Below are 14,291 nucleotides of genomic sequence, written 5' to 3'. Positions count from 1 at the left end.
GTGCCACACCTTTTTCCGAGGTCCCCCATGAATCAATCCTTCGACATCGCCGTGGTCGGCGCTACCGGTCTGGTCGGCGAGGCGCTGCTGATGGCGCTCGACGAGCGCGATTTCCCGGTCGGCACCCTGCATGCCCTGGCAGCAGCCGATGCCGCCGGCCAGGTCGCGGCGTTCCGCGAGCGCAACCTGCGCGTCCAGCCTGCCGACGGCTTCGATTTCGCCAGCGTGTCCCTGGTGTTCCTGCTCGAGCCGCTCCCCGCCGCGCAGCTGGCGCGCATCGAGGCCGCCGGCTGCGCGCTGGTCGATCTCGCCGGCGTGCTGGACCCGCAGCGGGCGCCCTGCGTGGTGGCCGAAGTCAATCCGCAGCAGGCCGAGTCCGCGCGCTGGCTGCGCAGCCCGCTGCCGGCGGTGGTGGCGCTGGCCAGCGTGCTCGGCACCCTGCGCCAGGTGGTCGAGCTGCGCCGGGTCACCCTCACCGCCTGCCTGGCGGTGTCCAGCCGCGGCCGCGACGGCATCGAGGAGCTGGCCCGGCAGACCGCCCAGCTGCTCAACGCCCGACCGGTGGAGCCGCAGCTGTTCGACCGGCAGATCGCCTTCAACCTGCTGGCCCGCGCCAGCGCCGAGCTGCCCGACGGCCACGCCCGCGACGAGCGCCGCCTGGCCGGCGAGCTGGGCGAGGTGCTCGGCGAGCCGACGCTGCCGGTGGCGGCGACCTGCGTGCAGGCGCCGGTGTTCTTCGGCGACAGCCTAGCGGTCAGCCTGCTGTGCGCCGAGCCGGTCGACCTGGCCGTGGTGCGCCACTGCCTGGACGATGCCGAGGAACTCGAGCTGGTCGAGCAGGGCGACTATCCCACCGCCGTGGGCGATGCCCTGGGCCAGGACCTGGTCTATGTCGGCCGGCTGCGTGCGGGGCAACTGGATCCGTGCGAACTCAATTTGTGGATTGCATCAGATAACGTGCGAAAAGGTTCGGCGCTCAATGCCGTACGGCTGGCCGAGTTGTTGCTTAAACACACCCTGTAAAAGATACTGGCCCGACATTTCGGTCGGCTTTGTCCATCCTGGTCGCGCATGTCCCGAGGCCCCGCATACACCGGCCGCGGGGCTCCGGCGTGCCGCCACTCGCTCGGCGAGACAGAAGAAACAAGGGATTACACGCTATGGTTCGGGTACGCAAACTGGTGCTAGCAATTGCCGCCGCTTCGGCGCTGACCTCCGGCATGGCGCACGCGTTGGGGTTGGGCGAGATCTCGCTGAAGTCCGCCCTGAACCAGCCGCTGGATGCCGAGATCGAACTGCTCGAGGTGCGTGACCTGGGCACCGGCGAAGTGATCCCGGCGCTCGCCGCCGTCGAGGAATTCAACAAGGTCGGCGTCGACCGCCCGTACTTCCTGACCGACCTCAAGTTCACCCCGGTGCTCAAGCCCAACGGCAAGAGCGTGATCCGCGTGACTTCCAGCAAGCCGGTGCGCGAGCCCTACCTGAACTTCCTGGTCGAGGTGCTGTGGCCCAACGGTCGCCTGCTGCGCGAATACACCGTACTGCTCGATCCGCCGCTGTACTCGCCGCAGACTGCTGCCGCTGCCACCCCGCGCCTGCCCCAGGCCGCCCCGATCGCGCCTGCCGTTCCGCAACTGTCCGAGCGGGCGCCGCTGCCCGCGCCGCAGGCCGAGGCTCCCGTCGCCCCGGCGCCGGGCCTCGCCCGGGATTCGCTGCGCGATGGCCAGTACCGCGTCGGCCGCGACGATACCCTCTGGCAGATCGCCGAGCGTGCCCGGCCGAGCAATGCCGTGTCGGTGCACCAGACCATGCTGGCGATCCAGGAGCTCAATCCGGATGCCTTCTTCGATGGCAACATCAATCGCCTGAAGAGCGGCCAGGTGCTGCGCCTGCCGACCGAAGCGCAGGTGCGCAGCCGCAGCCAGGCCGATGCCCTGGCCCAGGTGCAGGCGCAGAACAGTGCCTGGCGCGAGGGACGTGTGGTCCAGCCGGTGGCGACCGCCCGCCAGCTCGACGCCACCCGCCGCAGCCAGGCCGGCAACGCACCGGCCCAGGCGCCGGTCGAGGACAATCTGCGTCTGGTGTCCGCCGCTGCCGGCAAGTCGACCAGCGGCAGCGACAACGGCGCCGCCGCCGACAGCAAGGCGCTGGCCGACAAGCTGGCGGTCAACCAGGAAAGCCTGGCGACCACCCAGCGCGAGAACCAGGAGCTCAAGGAGCGCCTCGGCGACCTGCAGAGCCAGCTGGACAAGCTGCAGCGCCTGATCGAGCTGAAGAACGAACAACTGGCCAAGCTGCAGGGCGGCTTGGCGAGCGAGGCCGCGGCGCCGGTCGCGGCTGCCGGCGTTGCTGGCGCCGAGGCTGCGGTGGCTGCCGCAGCGCCCCAGCCGACGGCCGAAGGCAAGGTCGAAGCTGCTGCCGACGGCAAGCCGCAGGTCGCAGCCGAAGCGCAGCCGGCGGCCGATACCAGACCGGAGTCCGAGGCCGGCGCCGAGGCTGAAGCCGGCGCCAAGCCGGTCGAGGCCGCTGCGGCGCCGGTCGCTGCCGAACCCGCGGCGGCTGAGCCCGCTCCGGCTGCAAGCGAGCAGCCCGCACCGGCCCCGGTTGCCGAAGCGCCCGAGCCTGCTCCGGTCAAGCCGGCCGCCCTGCCGGTCGAGGCCGAGCCGGCGTACGAGCCGAGCCTGCTCGACGAGGTGCTGGCCGACCCGCTGCTGCTGGCCGCTGGAGGCGGCGCCCTGGCTCTGCTGGCCGGCCTGGGTCTGATGATCAATGCCCGGCGCAAGGCGCAGAAGCCGAGCGACGATGCGCCGGGCGAGCTGTTCACCGATCCGGGGGCATCGTCCGCAGCGGCGGTCGCTCCGGTCGACGTCCCGGACTTGGGCGAGCCGCTGGCCGACGAGCGTGCGCCGGGGGCGCCCATGCCGTCGCTGAAGGGCTCCGACCCGCTGGGCGAGGCAGAGATGTACAGCACCTACGGTCGCTTCACCCAGGCCGCCGAGTTGCTGCGCAACGCCATCAACGAGGAGCCGCAGCGCGCCGATCTGCGCCTCAAGCTGATGGAAGTCTGCGCCGAGATGGGCGACCGTGAAGGTTTCGTCCGTCAGGAGGCCGAGCTGGGCGAGATTGGCGGCGCCCAGCCGCAGATCGATCAGCTGCGTGCCCGCTATCCGCAGATCCTCGCCAGCGCTGCCGCCATCGGCATCGGCGCGGCCGCGGCGGCGGATGCTTTCGATTTCTCGGCCGGCGCTGGCGATGACAAGGTCGCTGCCCGGCAGGACGAGGAGTTCTCCCTCGACGACCTCACCCTCGACGACCTGGCGCCGAGCGCAGCGCAGCAGGCGGGCGCAGCGAGCGAGCCGGCCGGCGACTTCGACCTCAGTCTCGACGATCTGGAGGCCGAACTCGAGCGCGAGCTGGCGGCCAGCCCGCAGGCCGCCGTCGAGGCTGGCCAGGGGCTGGACGAGCTGACCCTGGAGGGCTTGGGCGACGATCTGCTGGGGCTCGAGCCGGCGAAGTCGGATGTGGTCGCCAGCGAGGGGCTGACCGAGCCGGACGCTCTGGACTTCGACCTGCAGCTGGATGCCATCGAGCTGCCGCCTGCGGCTGCAGACGTTGACTTCGGGCTGGGCGAAACCCTGCAGGCCGAGGAGGGCGCCCGCGCCCCCGGTGCCGCGCAGAGCGACGAGGATCTGTTCGCCGAACTGGATCAGCTGGGTCTGGACGATACGCTGCTGGCGGATGAGCCGGCACCGGCAGTCACCGAGCTGGGTGACGAGGCGCTGTTCGCCGAGCTGGATCAACTGGGTCTGGACGATACGCTGCTGGCGGATGAGCCGGCGCCGGCAGTCGTCGAGTCGAGCGACGAGGCGCTGTTCGCCGAACTGGATCAACTGGGCCTGGACGATGCGCTGCTGGCCGCCGAGCCGCAGTCGCCGGTCGCCGGTGGGGACGACGAGAGCCTGCTCGCCGAGCTGGATCAGCTGGGGCTGGACGACTCGTTCCTGTTGGCCGAGGCCGACGCACCGCAGGCTGGCGTAGCTGAGCCGGCCACCGACAGCGTCGCCGTGAGCGGCGAGGACGAACTCCTGCTGGATCTGGCCGGCCTGGAGTTGGCCGATCCCGAGGAGGGGGAGCCGGGCGTGGTGCCGGCAACCGCCAGCCTGGAGGGACTGGACGAACTGGAACTCGAGCTGCAGGCGCTGGGAGCGAGCAGCGGGGTGGAGCATGATCTGGATGCCGCGTTCGACGAGTTCCTCGCCCAGTCCGGAGTCACCGAGCCGGCTGCCGGCGCCGAGCTGCCGTCGTTCGACGTGGCGGAAGTGGCTGCGGTGCCGGAGCTGACCGGCAACGAGGACTTCAACTTCCTCGCCGATACCGACGAGACCGCGACCAAGCTGGAGCTGGCCCGCGCCTACATCGACATGGGGGATGCCGATGGCGCCCGCGACATCCTCGACGAGGTGCTCAAGGAGGGCAATGCCGGCCAGCAGCAGGAAGCGCGCGAGATGATGGGGCGCATCGCCTGAGCATGACGTTCGCAGACATTGCAGTACCAGCGGCAGCCGAGACGGCTGCCGCTGGCGTTTCCAGGATTGCCCTCGGCGTCGAGTACAAGGGGGCGCGCTATCGCGGCTGGCAACGCCAGGAGGCCGGGGTTCCCTCGGTGCAGGAGGCGCTGGAGAAGGCGCTGTCCAAGGTGGCTGCCGAGCCGGTGTCGATCATCTGTGCCGGGCGTACCGACGCAGCGGTGCACGCCAGCGGACAGGTGGTGCACTTCGATACCGGCGTCGAGCGTCCGCTCAAGGCCTGGATCATGGGTACCAATGCCAACCTGCCGGGCGACATCAGCGTGACCTGGGCGCAGCCGATGCCGGCGCACTTCCACGCGCGCTTCTCCGCCGTGGCGCGTCGCTACCGCTACGTGATCTACAACGACCCGGTGCGTCCGGCGCACCTGGCCGAGGAGATCACCTGGAACCACCGTCCGCTGGAGGTGGCGCGCATGCGTGCCGCTGCCCGCGCGCTGGTCGGCACTCATGACTTCACCTCGTTCCGTGCCGTGCAGTGCCAGGCCAAGTCGCCGATCAAGACCATCCATCATCTGGAGGTGATCGAACATGGCCGCTTCATCGTGCTGGACGTGCGCGCCAACGCCTTCCTCCACCACATGGTGCGCAACATCGCCGGGGTGCTGATGGCCATCGGCGCCGGCGAGCGCGAGCCGCAGTGGGTGGCGGAAATCCTCGCCGCGCGCGATCGCCGCAGCGGCGGAGTGACCGCCCATCCCTACGGGCTGTATCTCGTGCAGGTGGAGTACCCGGACGAGTTCCAGTTGCCGCAGCGCTACCTGGGCCCGCATTTCCTTTCCGCGCTGGAGTCCTGAACCCGAGTCGCCAGGCAGGCTGACGCTGTCCGGGGCATTTGCTACTATCGCGACTTTGTCTGCCGGAGGGTGTCCCGTTGTCAGTGGTTCGCAGCAAGATCTGCGGGATTACCCGCGTCGAGGATGCCCTGGTGGCGGCCGAGGCCGGCGCCGATGCCATCGGTCTGGTGTTCTACGCGAAGAGTCCGCGGGCGGTCGACGTGCACCGCGCTCGGGAGATAGTGGCGGCGCTGCCGCCCTTCGTCACCACCGTCGGCCTGTTCGTCAACGCCTCGCGCTGCGAGCTGAACGAGATCCTCGACGCGGTGCCGCTGGATCTCCTGCAGTTCCACGGCGACGAGACGGCGGCCGACTGCGTCGGCTACCACCGCCCCTACATCAAGGCCCTGCGCGTGCGTCCGGGAGAGGACATTCGCGCGCGCTGCGCCGAATATCCCGAGGCCGCCGGCATCCTGCTGGATACCTTCGTCCCCGGCGTGCCGGGCGGTACCGGCGAAGCCTTCGACTGGTCGCTGGTGCCGGAGGAGCCCGGCTGTCCGCTCATCCTCGCCGGCGGCCTGACGCCGGAGAACGTCGCGACGGCGATCCGCCAGGTGCGTCCGTGGGCGGTGGACGTGAGCGGCGGGGTGGAGGCGAGCAAGGGTGTCAAGGATGCCGCCAGGGTGCGGGCCTTCGTCGCGGCGGTGCGCGGCAGTTGACGTCGGCCATGTGACGGTCGCCACCGGCGCGCCGTCCATTAGCCTGAGATCGCCGCAGGGCTGGACCTGTCGGTGCTGAATTTATCGCGTGATGGCCGCTGCGGCGGCCGCGCGCACCATGGTCGCGAGCGATGCGGGCGTCGTCGTGCGGGCAGCAGGGCTGCCGGGCGAGCCGTGTCGGATCGTGGTCCCAACGTGAATCTGCTCGAGGAGCTGTGCGCGCACCCGGTGCGCGCCAGTCCGGGCCTACGGAGAACAGAGCATGAGCAACTGGCTGGTAGACAAACTGATTCCCTCGATCATGCGTTCCGAGGTGAAGAAAAGCACGGTGCCCGAGGGTCTGTGGCACAAGTGCCCGTCCTGCGACACGGTGCTCTACCGTCCGGAGCTGGAAAAGACCCTGGATGTCTGCCCCAAGTGCGATCACCACATGCGCATCAACGCGCGTACCCGTCTGGGCTTCTTCCTCGATGCCGAAGGCCGCGAGGAGATCGGCGCCGAGCTGGAGCCGGTGGACCGCCTGAAGTTCCGTGACAGCAAGAAGTACAAGGACCGCCTGAGCGCCGCGCAGAAGGATACCGGCGAGAAGGACGCGCTGGTCGCCATGAGCGGCACCCTGCAGGGCCTGGCGGTGGTCGCCTGCGCCTTCGAGTTCTCCTTCATGGGCGGCTCCATGGGCTCGATCGTCGGCGAGCGCTTCGTGCGCGCCGCCAACGTCGCCCTGGAGAAGCGCTGCCCGCTGATCTGCTTCTCCGCCTCCGGCGGCGCGCGCATGCAGGAAGCGCTGATCTCGCTGATGCAGATGGCCAAGACCTCGGCGGTGATCGCCCGTCTGCGCGAGGAGGGCATCCCCTTCGTTTCCGTGCTGACCGATCCGGTATACGGTGGCGTGTCGGCCAGCCTGGCCATGCTCGGTGACGTCAACGTCGCCGAGCCCAAGGCGCTGATCGGTTTCGCCGGCCCGCGGGTGATCGAGCAGACCGTGCGCGAGAAGCTGCCGGAAGGCTTCCAGCGCAGCGAGTTCCTCCTCGATCACGGCGCCATCGACATGATCGTCCATCGCGCCGAGCTGCGTCCGCGCCTGGCCCGCCTGCTGGCCCAGCTGACCCACCAGCCGACCCCGGTCGCGGAGCCGCTCAGCGCATGAGTCGCAGCCTCGCCGACTGGCTGAGCTACCTGGAGCAGTTGCATCCCGTGTCGATCGACATGGGCCTGGAGCGCGCTCGCACAGTGCTCGAGCGCCTCGGTCTCGGCCGCCCGGCGCCGCGGGTGATCACCGTCACCGGCACCAACGGCAAGGGTTCGACCTGTGCCTTCCTCGCCAGCCTGCTGCGCGCCAGCGGGCTGCGTGTCGGCGTGTACAGCTCGCCGCACTTGCTGCGCTACAACGAGCGGGTGCAGTTGCCGGACGGCGAAGCCAGCGACGAGGCGCTCTGCGCCGCTTTCGCCGCTGTCGAGGCGGCGCGGGGCGAAACGTCGCTGACCTATTTCGAGATGGGCACCCTGGCGGCCTTCTGGCTGTTCGAGCGCGCGGCGCTGGATGCGGTGGTGCTCGAGGTCGGTCTGGGCGGTCGCCTGGATGCGGTGAACCTGGTCGATGCCGACCTGGCGGTGGTCACCAGCATCGGTGTCGACCATGTCGAGTGGCTGGGCGACAGCCGCGACAGTGTGGCGGTGGAGAAGGCCGGGATCTTCCGTGCCGGCAAGCCGGTCGCCTGTGGTGACCTGGATCCGCCCCCGGTGCTGCTGGCGCGCGCCCGCGAGCTGGGCTGCCCGCTGCGTCTGCGCGGACGCGACTTCGACCTGGCGCTCGGCGAAAGGAGCTGGCACTGGCGTGGCCAGGATCCGTCCGGTCAGCCGCTGGAGCTCAACGACCTGCCGCTGCTCGATCTGCCGATGGAGAATGCCGCCCTGGCCCTGCAGGCCTTCGTCCTGCTGGGCTTGCCCTGGCAGCCTGGGACGCTGGTCGAGGCGCTGCGCGAGACCCGCGTCAGCGGCCGCCTGGAGCGCCGTCGGCTATGCTGGCGGGGAAGGACGCTGAACCTGCTGCTGGATGTCGGCCACAATCCGCATGCCGCCGAGTACCTGGCCGCGCGCCTGGCCCTGCATCCCCTGGCCGGGCGTCGCCTGGCCGTGTTCGGTTTGCTGGCCGACAAGGATCTGGCCGGTGTGCTCGAGCCGTTGCTGGGGCAGATCGCTCACTGGGCCGTGGCGCCGCTGCCGACCCCGCGCAGCCGCAGTGCCGCGGAACTGCAGGCCGCTCTCGCGGCGCGCGGCGCCAGCGCCTGCGCCTGTGCTTCGCTGGCTGCGGCCCTCGAGTCGCAGCTTGAGTTGGCCGGCGAGGACGACGAGGTCCTGGTGTTCGGCTCCTTCTACAGCGTGGCCGAGGCCCTGCACTGGCTGGAACAGCTCGGCAGCGACCAGCAGCCCCATCAGGGATAAGCGGAGAGGCAGCCGATGGCCATGCTGGACCGGAGACTGAAACAACGGATTGTCGGGGCCGCCGTGCTGCTGGCGCTGGTAGTGGTGTTCCTGCCCATGCTGTTCAACCGTGAGGACGAGCAGCGCCGCGTGCGTGTCGAGGCGCCGCCGATGCCGGAAATGCCGTCGGCGATGACGGCGACGCCGGAGCCGGTCGTCGTGCCGGAGCCACAGGTCGTCGCGCCCCTGGCGGATGAGGCGGCCGTGGCGCCTGTCGCTCCGCCTGTCGGGGACGCCGTCCCGGCACCACCCGTGGCGCAGACTCCTGCATCTGCATCTGCATCTGCATCTGCATCTGCATCTGCATCTGCATCTGCATCTGCATCTGCATCTGCATCTGCACCTGCACCTGCACCTGCACCTGTCGCTGAGCCATCCCCGCCGCCCGCCCGTCTCGATGCCGACGGCGTGCCGGTCAGCTGGGCGGTGCAGCTGGCCAGCCTGTCCAGCCGTGCCGGCGCGGAGGAGTTGCAGCAGAAGCTGCGCAGTCAGGGGCTCGATGCCTACATCCGCTCGGCGGACGGGATGAACCGGGTATTCGTCGGTCCGCTGCTCGAGCGCGGGGATGCCGAGCGGATGCGCGAGCAGATCGCCCGTCAGCACCGCCTGAGTCCGATCGTGGTGCGCTTCCAGCCCGAACGGCGCTGAACGCAATCGCGGCTGACTCGCCGGCCTGCGCTCTGTTAGAATTGCCGCTCTATTTTCCGCATTTCGCCAGTGAGCAGCATTGTGTCATTCACCTGGGTCGACTGGTCCATCATCGCGCTGATCGCCATTTCCGGGCTGATCAGCCTGACCCGCGGATTCGTTCGCGAGGCCCTTTCGCTGTTCGGCTGGCTGGGTGCCAGTGTGGTGGCCTGGCTGTACGGTGGCGCCCTGGCCGGGCACCTTGCCCCCTACATCGAGCTGCCGTCGGCACGGGTGATCGCCGCCGGCGCGATCCTCTTCGTGGTCACCCTGATGATCGGCGCGCTGGTCACCCACCTGTTCGGCCTGCTGGTGCAGGCCACCGGCCTGACCGGCACCGACCGCCTGCTCGGCATGGTCTTCGGCGTGGCCCGTGGCGTGCTGCTGGTGGTGATCGTGGTGGGCCTGCTCAGCCTGGCGCCGGTGCAGCAGGATCCCTGGTGGCAGCAGTCGGCGCTGCTGCCCGAATTTCTGATGATTGCCGACTGGTCGAAGGATCTGGTGCTCGGGCTCTTCCAGCAGTCGTCTTCCGCCGTCGGCCTTCCCGGTCGCGCGGCCTTTCCGCTCTAGCCTGACTTTGTAGGGGTTGCGTCACATGTGTGGCATCGTTGGTATTGTGGGTAAGTCGAACGTCAATCAGGCGCTCTACGACGCCCTTACGGTTCTTCAGCACCGCGGCCAGGACGCTGCCGGCATCGTGACCAGCCATGACGGTCGCCTGTTCCTGCGCAAGGACAACGGTCTGGTGCGCGACGTGTTCCACACCCGGCACATGCAGCGCCTGATCGGCAACATCGGCATCGGCCACGTGCGCTACCCGACCGCCGGCAGCTCCAGCTCGGCCGAGGCGCAGCCGTTCTACGTCAACTCGCCCTACGGCATCACCCTGGCGCACAACGGCAACCTGACCAACGTCGACCAGCTGTCGCGCGAGATCTACGAGTCCGACCTGCGCCACATCAACACCAATTCCGACTCGGAAGTGCTGCTCAACGTGTTCGCCCACGAGCTGGCCGTGCGCAACAAGCTGCAGCCCACCGCCGACGACATCTTCGCCGCGGTGGCCGGGGTGCACCAGCGCTGCCGCGGTGGCTACGGCGTGGTGGCGATGATCACCGGCTACGGCATCGTCGGCTTCCGCGATCCCCACGGCATCCGCCCGGTGGTGTTCGGCCAGCGTCACACCGACGAGGGCGTCGAGTACATGATCGCCTCCGAGAGCGTCGCCCTCGACGTGCTCGGTTTCACCCTGATCCGCGACCTGGCGCCGGGCGAGGCGGTGTACATCACTCCCGAGGGCCAGCTGCAGACCCGCCAGTGCGCGGCGAACCCGCAGCTCTCGCCGTGCCTGTTCGAGTACGTCTACCTGGCCCGTCCCGACTCGATCATGGATGGCGTGTCGGTGTACAAGGCGCGCCTGCGCATGGGCGAGAAGCTGGCCGAGAAGATCCTGCGCGAGCGCCCCGACCACGACATCGACGTGATCATCCCGATTCCCGACACCAGCCGCACTTCCGCGCTGGAGCTGGCCAACAGGCTGGGCGTGAAGTTCCGCGAGGGCTTCGTCAAGAACCGCTACATCGGCCGTACCTTCATCATGCCCGGCCAGGCGGCGCGCAAGAAGTCGGTGCGTCAGAAGCTCAACGCCATCGACCTGGAGTTCCGCGGCAAGAACGTGATGCTGGTCGACGACTCCATCGTGCGCGGCACCACCTGCAAGCAGATCATCCAGATGGCCCGCGATGCCGGCGCGAAGAACGTGTACTTCTGTTCGGCGGCGCCGGCGGTGCGCTACCCCAACGTCTACGGCATCGACATGCCGAGCGCCCACGAACTGATCGCCCACGGCCGCACGACCGAGGAAGTGGCCGAACTGATCGGTACCGACTGGCTGGTCTACCAGGATCTCGACGATCTCAAGGAAGCGGTCGGCGGCGGCAAGATCAAGATCGAGCAGTTCGACAGCGCAGTGTTCGACGGCCAGTACGTCACCGGCGACGTCAACGAGGCCTACCTGGATCGTATCGAGCAGGCGCGCAACGACCTGGCCAAGGCCAAGGGCGGCGCACCGGGCGCGATCATCGACCTGCACAACAACTGAAGCCCCCGGGCGGCGCCCCACCGGGCGCCGCCACCCGCACAACCGGCGGCAGTGCCGGCCATTCCGAGAGCCTTCCTGCCGCGCCGAGGAGAAGGTTCAATGACGCAAGAATGGCAGGCCGGAAGGCTGGACAGCGATCTGGAGGGTGCCGGCTTCGATACCCTGGCGGTGCGCGCCGGCCAGCATCGCAGTCCCGAGGGTGAGCACGGCGAAGCCCTGTTCATGACCTCCAGCTACGTGTTCCGCAGCGCCGCCGACGCCGCCGCGCGCTTCGCCGGCGAGCAGCCCGGCAACGTCTACTCCCGCTACACCAACCCCACCGTGCGCACCTTCGAGGAGCGCATCGCCGCCCTGGAAGGCGCCGAGCAGGCGGTCGCCGCCGCTTCCGGGATGGGCGCGATCCTCGCCCTGGTGATGAGCCTGTGCAGCGCCGGCGACCACGTGCTGGTATCGCGCAGCGTGTTCGGCTCGACCATCAGCCTGTTCGACAAGTACTTCAAGCGCTTCGGCGTCGAGGTGGACTACCCGCCGCTGGCCGACCTGGACGCCTGGGCCGCCGCCTGCAAGCCCAACACCAGGCTGTTCATCGTCGAGTCGCCGTCCAACCCGCTGGCCGAGCTGGTCGACATCGCCGCCCTGGCCGAGATCGCCCATCGCAAGGGTGCCCTGCTGGCGGTGGACAACTGTTTCTGCACCCCGGTGCTGCAGAAGCCGCTGGCCCTCGGCGCCGACATCGTCATCCACTCGGCCACCAAGTACATCGACGGCCAGGGCCGCTGCCTGGGCGGCGTGGTGGCCGGCAGCGCCAGGCACATGCAGGAGGTGGTCGGCTTCCTGCGCACCGCGGGGCCGACCCTCAGCCCGTTCAACGCCTGGCTGTTCCTCAAGGGCCTGGAAACCCTCAAGGTGCGCATGCTGGCCCATTGCGCCAGCGCCCAGGCGCTGGCCGAGTGGCTGGAGCAGCAGCCCCAGGTGGCGCGGGTCTATTACGCCGGTCTGCCCAGTCATCCGCAGCACGAGCTGGCCAGGCGCCAGCAGAGCGGCTTCGGTGCGGTGGTCAGCTTCGAGGTCAGGGGTGACAAGGCGGCGGCCTGGAAGGTCATCGACGCCACGCGGATGATCTCGATCACCACCAACCTCGGCGACACCAAGACCACCATCGCCCATCCGGCCAGCACCTCGCACGGTCGCCTGAGTCCCGAGGCGCGTGCGGCGGCGGGGATCGGCGACAGCCTGATCCGTGTCGCGGTGGGGCTGGAGGACCTCGAGGACATCAAGGCCGACCTGGCTCGCGGTCTGGCGGCGCTGTGATGGAGCGGCGGGCGGAAGGAATGCGTCCGGTGGCGCTGGTCACCGGAGCCGCCCGCGGCATCGGCCTGGGCTGCGCCGCCTGGCTGATCGCCGAGGGCTGGCAGGTGGTGCTCGCCGACGTCGACCGCGCGCGCGGTGCCCAGGTGGCCCGTGCACTGGGCGAGCAGGCCTGGTTCGTGCGCATGGACGTCGCCGACGAGCAGCAGGTGGCGCTCGGCGTCGCCGAGCTGATCGGTCAGTTCGGCCGCCTCGATGCGCTGGTCTGCAACGCGGCGCTGGCCGAGGCGCACAATCCGCCGCTGGAGAGCCTGTCGCTGGCGCACTGGAACCGCGTGCTGGCGGTCAACCTGAGCGGCGCCTTGCTGCTGGCCAGGGCCTGCGTGCCCTACCTGCGCGCCAGCGGCGGGGCGATCGTCAACATAGCCTCGACCCGCGCCCACCAGTCCGAGCCGGACAGCGAGGCCTACGCGGCGAGCAAGGGCGGCCTGCTGGCGCTGACCCACGCGCTGGCGGTCAGCCTCGGCCCGGAGATCCGCGTCAACGTGGTCAGCCCGGGCTGGATCGACGCCCGTGATCCCTCGGCGCAGCGCGCCGCTCCGCTGAGCGCGGCCGACCATGCCCAGCATCCGGCCGGCCGCGTCGGCACGGTGGAGGATGTGGCGGCGCTGGTGGCCTGGCTGCTGTCGCCCGAGGCGGGCTTCGTCACCGGCCAGGAGTTCGTCGTCGACGGCGGCATGACCCGGCGCATGATCTACCCGGCGTGAAGGGCGCTGGGAAACCGAAAAACGAAAAAAATCCTTGTGGGCTGTTGACTTAGCTCCGCTACCTGCGTAAAGTTCGCCCCCGTCGCAAGGCAAATGGCTGATTAGCTCAGCTGGGAGAGCACCTGCATCACACGCAGGGGGTCGGCGGTTCGATCCCGTCATCAGCCACCAAACCTTGTCACGCAATGAAGTATTCGGACGCAAGTCCGGCCGACGCGCAGTGGTAGTTCAGTCGGTTAGAATACCGGCCTGTCACGCCGGGGGTCGCGGGTTCGAGTCCCGTCCACTGCGCCATTATTTCCGGATTCGCCTTTGCAGCGGGTTCGAGATCGCAGAAGCCAGATGGCTCTTCGCTCAGACGCTTCACCAAGTTGTACCGGACGCAAGTCCAGCCGACGCGCAGTGGTAGTTCAGTCGGTTAGAATACCGGCCTGTCACGCCGGGGGTCGCGGGTTCGAGTCCCGTCCACTGCGCCATATCGAAAGCCCCTCGAGAGCAATCTCGAGGGGCTTTTCACTTTCTGCAACATTCATGCTTTCGTCATCCGGGATCTTTAGGCTGATACTTGTGGTCAGAGGTTGGACCACATGAAGTCAGACAAGAAGAGAGACCGTTATGGACGATTATCAGGAAGAACTGCTGGAGCTGCAGGCAGCCGAGCGGGATGTGCCGGAACCGGCGGACGACGCCACCGAACTGTAAGGGCTGCCGTCGCCCGTCGCGGCGACACTCCCGGGATCACCCGGGGTTGCTGGTTTCGAGCCGGCGTTGCCTGGTGCCGCAGGGTGCCGGGCCGGCGATCGGTGATCGCCTCACCCAATCCCACGCACCAACCTCCAGGCTCGCGACCCCGGTCGACGAGAGCT

Annotated in this window: 11 protein-coding genes and 3 tRNA genes; all 14 read left to right on the top strand. The window is 69.0% G+C overall.

The window, feature by feature from the left end; genetic code table 11:
- Window positions 1-27: 27 nt before the first annotated feature.
- The 14 genes from SK095_RS09110 (at window position 28) to SK095_RS09045 (ending at window position 13,901) form a co-directional block, all read left to right on the top strand.
- Window positions 28-1,023: an aspartate-semialdehyde dehydrogenase gene (locus SK095_RS09110; RefSeq protein ID WP_136488756.1), complete on the top strand. Its 996-nt coding sequence runs from the start codon at window positions 28-30 to the stop codon at window positions 1,021-1,023.
- A 158-nt stretch (window positions 1,024-1,181) separates the two neighbouring features.
- Window positions 1,182-4,526: a FimV/HubP family polar landmark protein gene (locus SK095_RS09105; protein WP_320548653.1), complete on the top strand. Its 3,345-nt coding sequence runs from the start codon at window positions 1,182-1,184 to the stop codon at window positions 4,524-4,526.
- A 2-nt stretch (window positions 4,527-4,528) separates the two neighbouring features.
- Window positions 4,529-5,383 (top strand): tRNA pseudouridine(38-40) synthase TruA, encoded by an 855-nt coding sequence (gene truA, locus SK095_RS09100; RefSeq protein ID WP_136488754.1) that lies wholly within the window; start codon window positions 4,529-4,531, stop codon window positions 5,381-5,383.
- 77 nt (window positions 5,384-5,460) lie between these two features.
- Window positions 5,461-6,081 (top strand): phosphoribosylanthranilate isomerase, encoded by a 621-nt coding sequence (locus SK095_RS09095; RefSeq protein ID WP_320548652.1) that lies wholly within the window; start codon window positions 5,461-5,463, stop codon window positions 6,079-6,081.
- A 262-nt stretch (window positions 6,082-6,343) separates the two neighbouring features.
- On the top strand, window positions 6,344-7,228 hold the full coding sequence (accD, locus tag SK095_RS09090; protein WP_136488752.1) for an acetyl-CoA carboxylase, carboxyltransferase subunit beta: 885 nt from the start codon (window positions 6,344-6,346) through the stop codon (window positions 7,226-7,228).
- Window positions 7,225-8,523, top strand: coding sequence for a bifunctional tetrahydrofolate synthase/dihydrofolate synthase (gene folC, locus SK095_RS09085; RefSeq protein ID WP_320548651.1), 1,299 nt, complete (start codon window positions 7,225-7,227; stop codon window positions 8,521-8,523). Before accD ends, folC begins: the two co-directional genes overlap by 4 nt.
- A gap of 15 nt (window positions 8,524-8,538) precedes the next feature.
- Window positions 8,539-9,210: an SPOR domain-containing protein gene (locus tag SK095_RS09080; protein WP_320548650.1), complete on the top strand. Its 672-nt coding sequence runs from the start codon at window positions 8,539-8,541 to the stop codon at window positions 9,208-9,210.
- Between the two features lie 81 nt (window positions 9,211-9,291).
- Window positions 9,292-9,819 (top strand): CvpA family protein, encoded by a 528-nt coding sequence (locus SK095_RS09075; protein WP_136488749.1) that lies wholly within the window; start codon window positions 9,292-9,294, stop codon window positions 9,817-9,819.
- A 25-nt stretch (window positions 9,820-9,844) separates the two neighbouring features.
- On the top strand, window positions 9,845-11,350 hold the full coding sequence (purF, locus tag SK095_RS09070; RefSeq protein WP_136488748.1) for an amidophosphoribosyltransferase: 1,506 nt from the start codon (window positions 9,845-9,847) through the stop codon (window positions 11,348-11,350).
- 99 nt (window positions 11,351-11,449) lie between these two features.
- Window positions 11,450-12,661: an O-succinylhomoserine sulfhydrylase gene (locus SK095_RS09065; protein ID WP_320548649.1), complete on the top strand. Its 1,212-nt coding sequence runs from the start codon at window positions 11,450-11,452 to the stop codon at window positions 12,659-12,661.
- Window positions 12,661-13,425, top strand: coding sequence for an SDR family oxidoreductase (locus SK095_RS09060; protein ID WP_136488746.1), 765 nt, complete (start codon window positions 12,661-12,663; stop codon window positions 13,423-13,425). Before SK095_RS09065 ends, SK095_RS09060 begins: the two co-directional genes overlap by 1 nt.
- Before the next feature lie 95 nt (window positions 13,426-13,520).
- Window positions 13,521-13,596, top strand: a tRNA-Val gene (locus SK095_RS09055).
- A 46-nt stretch (window positions 13,597-13,642) separates the two neighbouring features.
- Window positions 13,643-13,719, top strand: a tRNA-Asp gene (locus tag SK095_RS09050).
- A 105-nt stretch (window positions 13,720-13,824) separates the two neighbouring features.
- A tRNA-Asp gene (locus tag SK095_RS09045) sits at window positions 13,825-13,901 on the top strand.
- The last annotated feature ends 390 nt before the right edge of the window (window positions 13,902-14,291 follow it).

Source organism: Pseudomonas sp. AN-1, assembly GCF_034057115.1.
Lineage (GTDB): Bacteria > Pseudomonadota > Gammaproteobacteria > Pseudomonadales > Pseudomonadaceae > Geopseudomonas.
The sequence above is the reverse complement of the archived record's forward strand: the minus strand, read 5'-3'. Positions and strand labels throughout refer to the sequence as shown.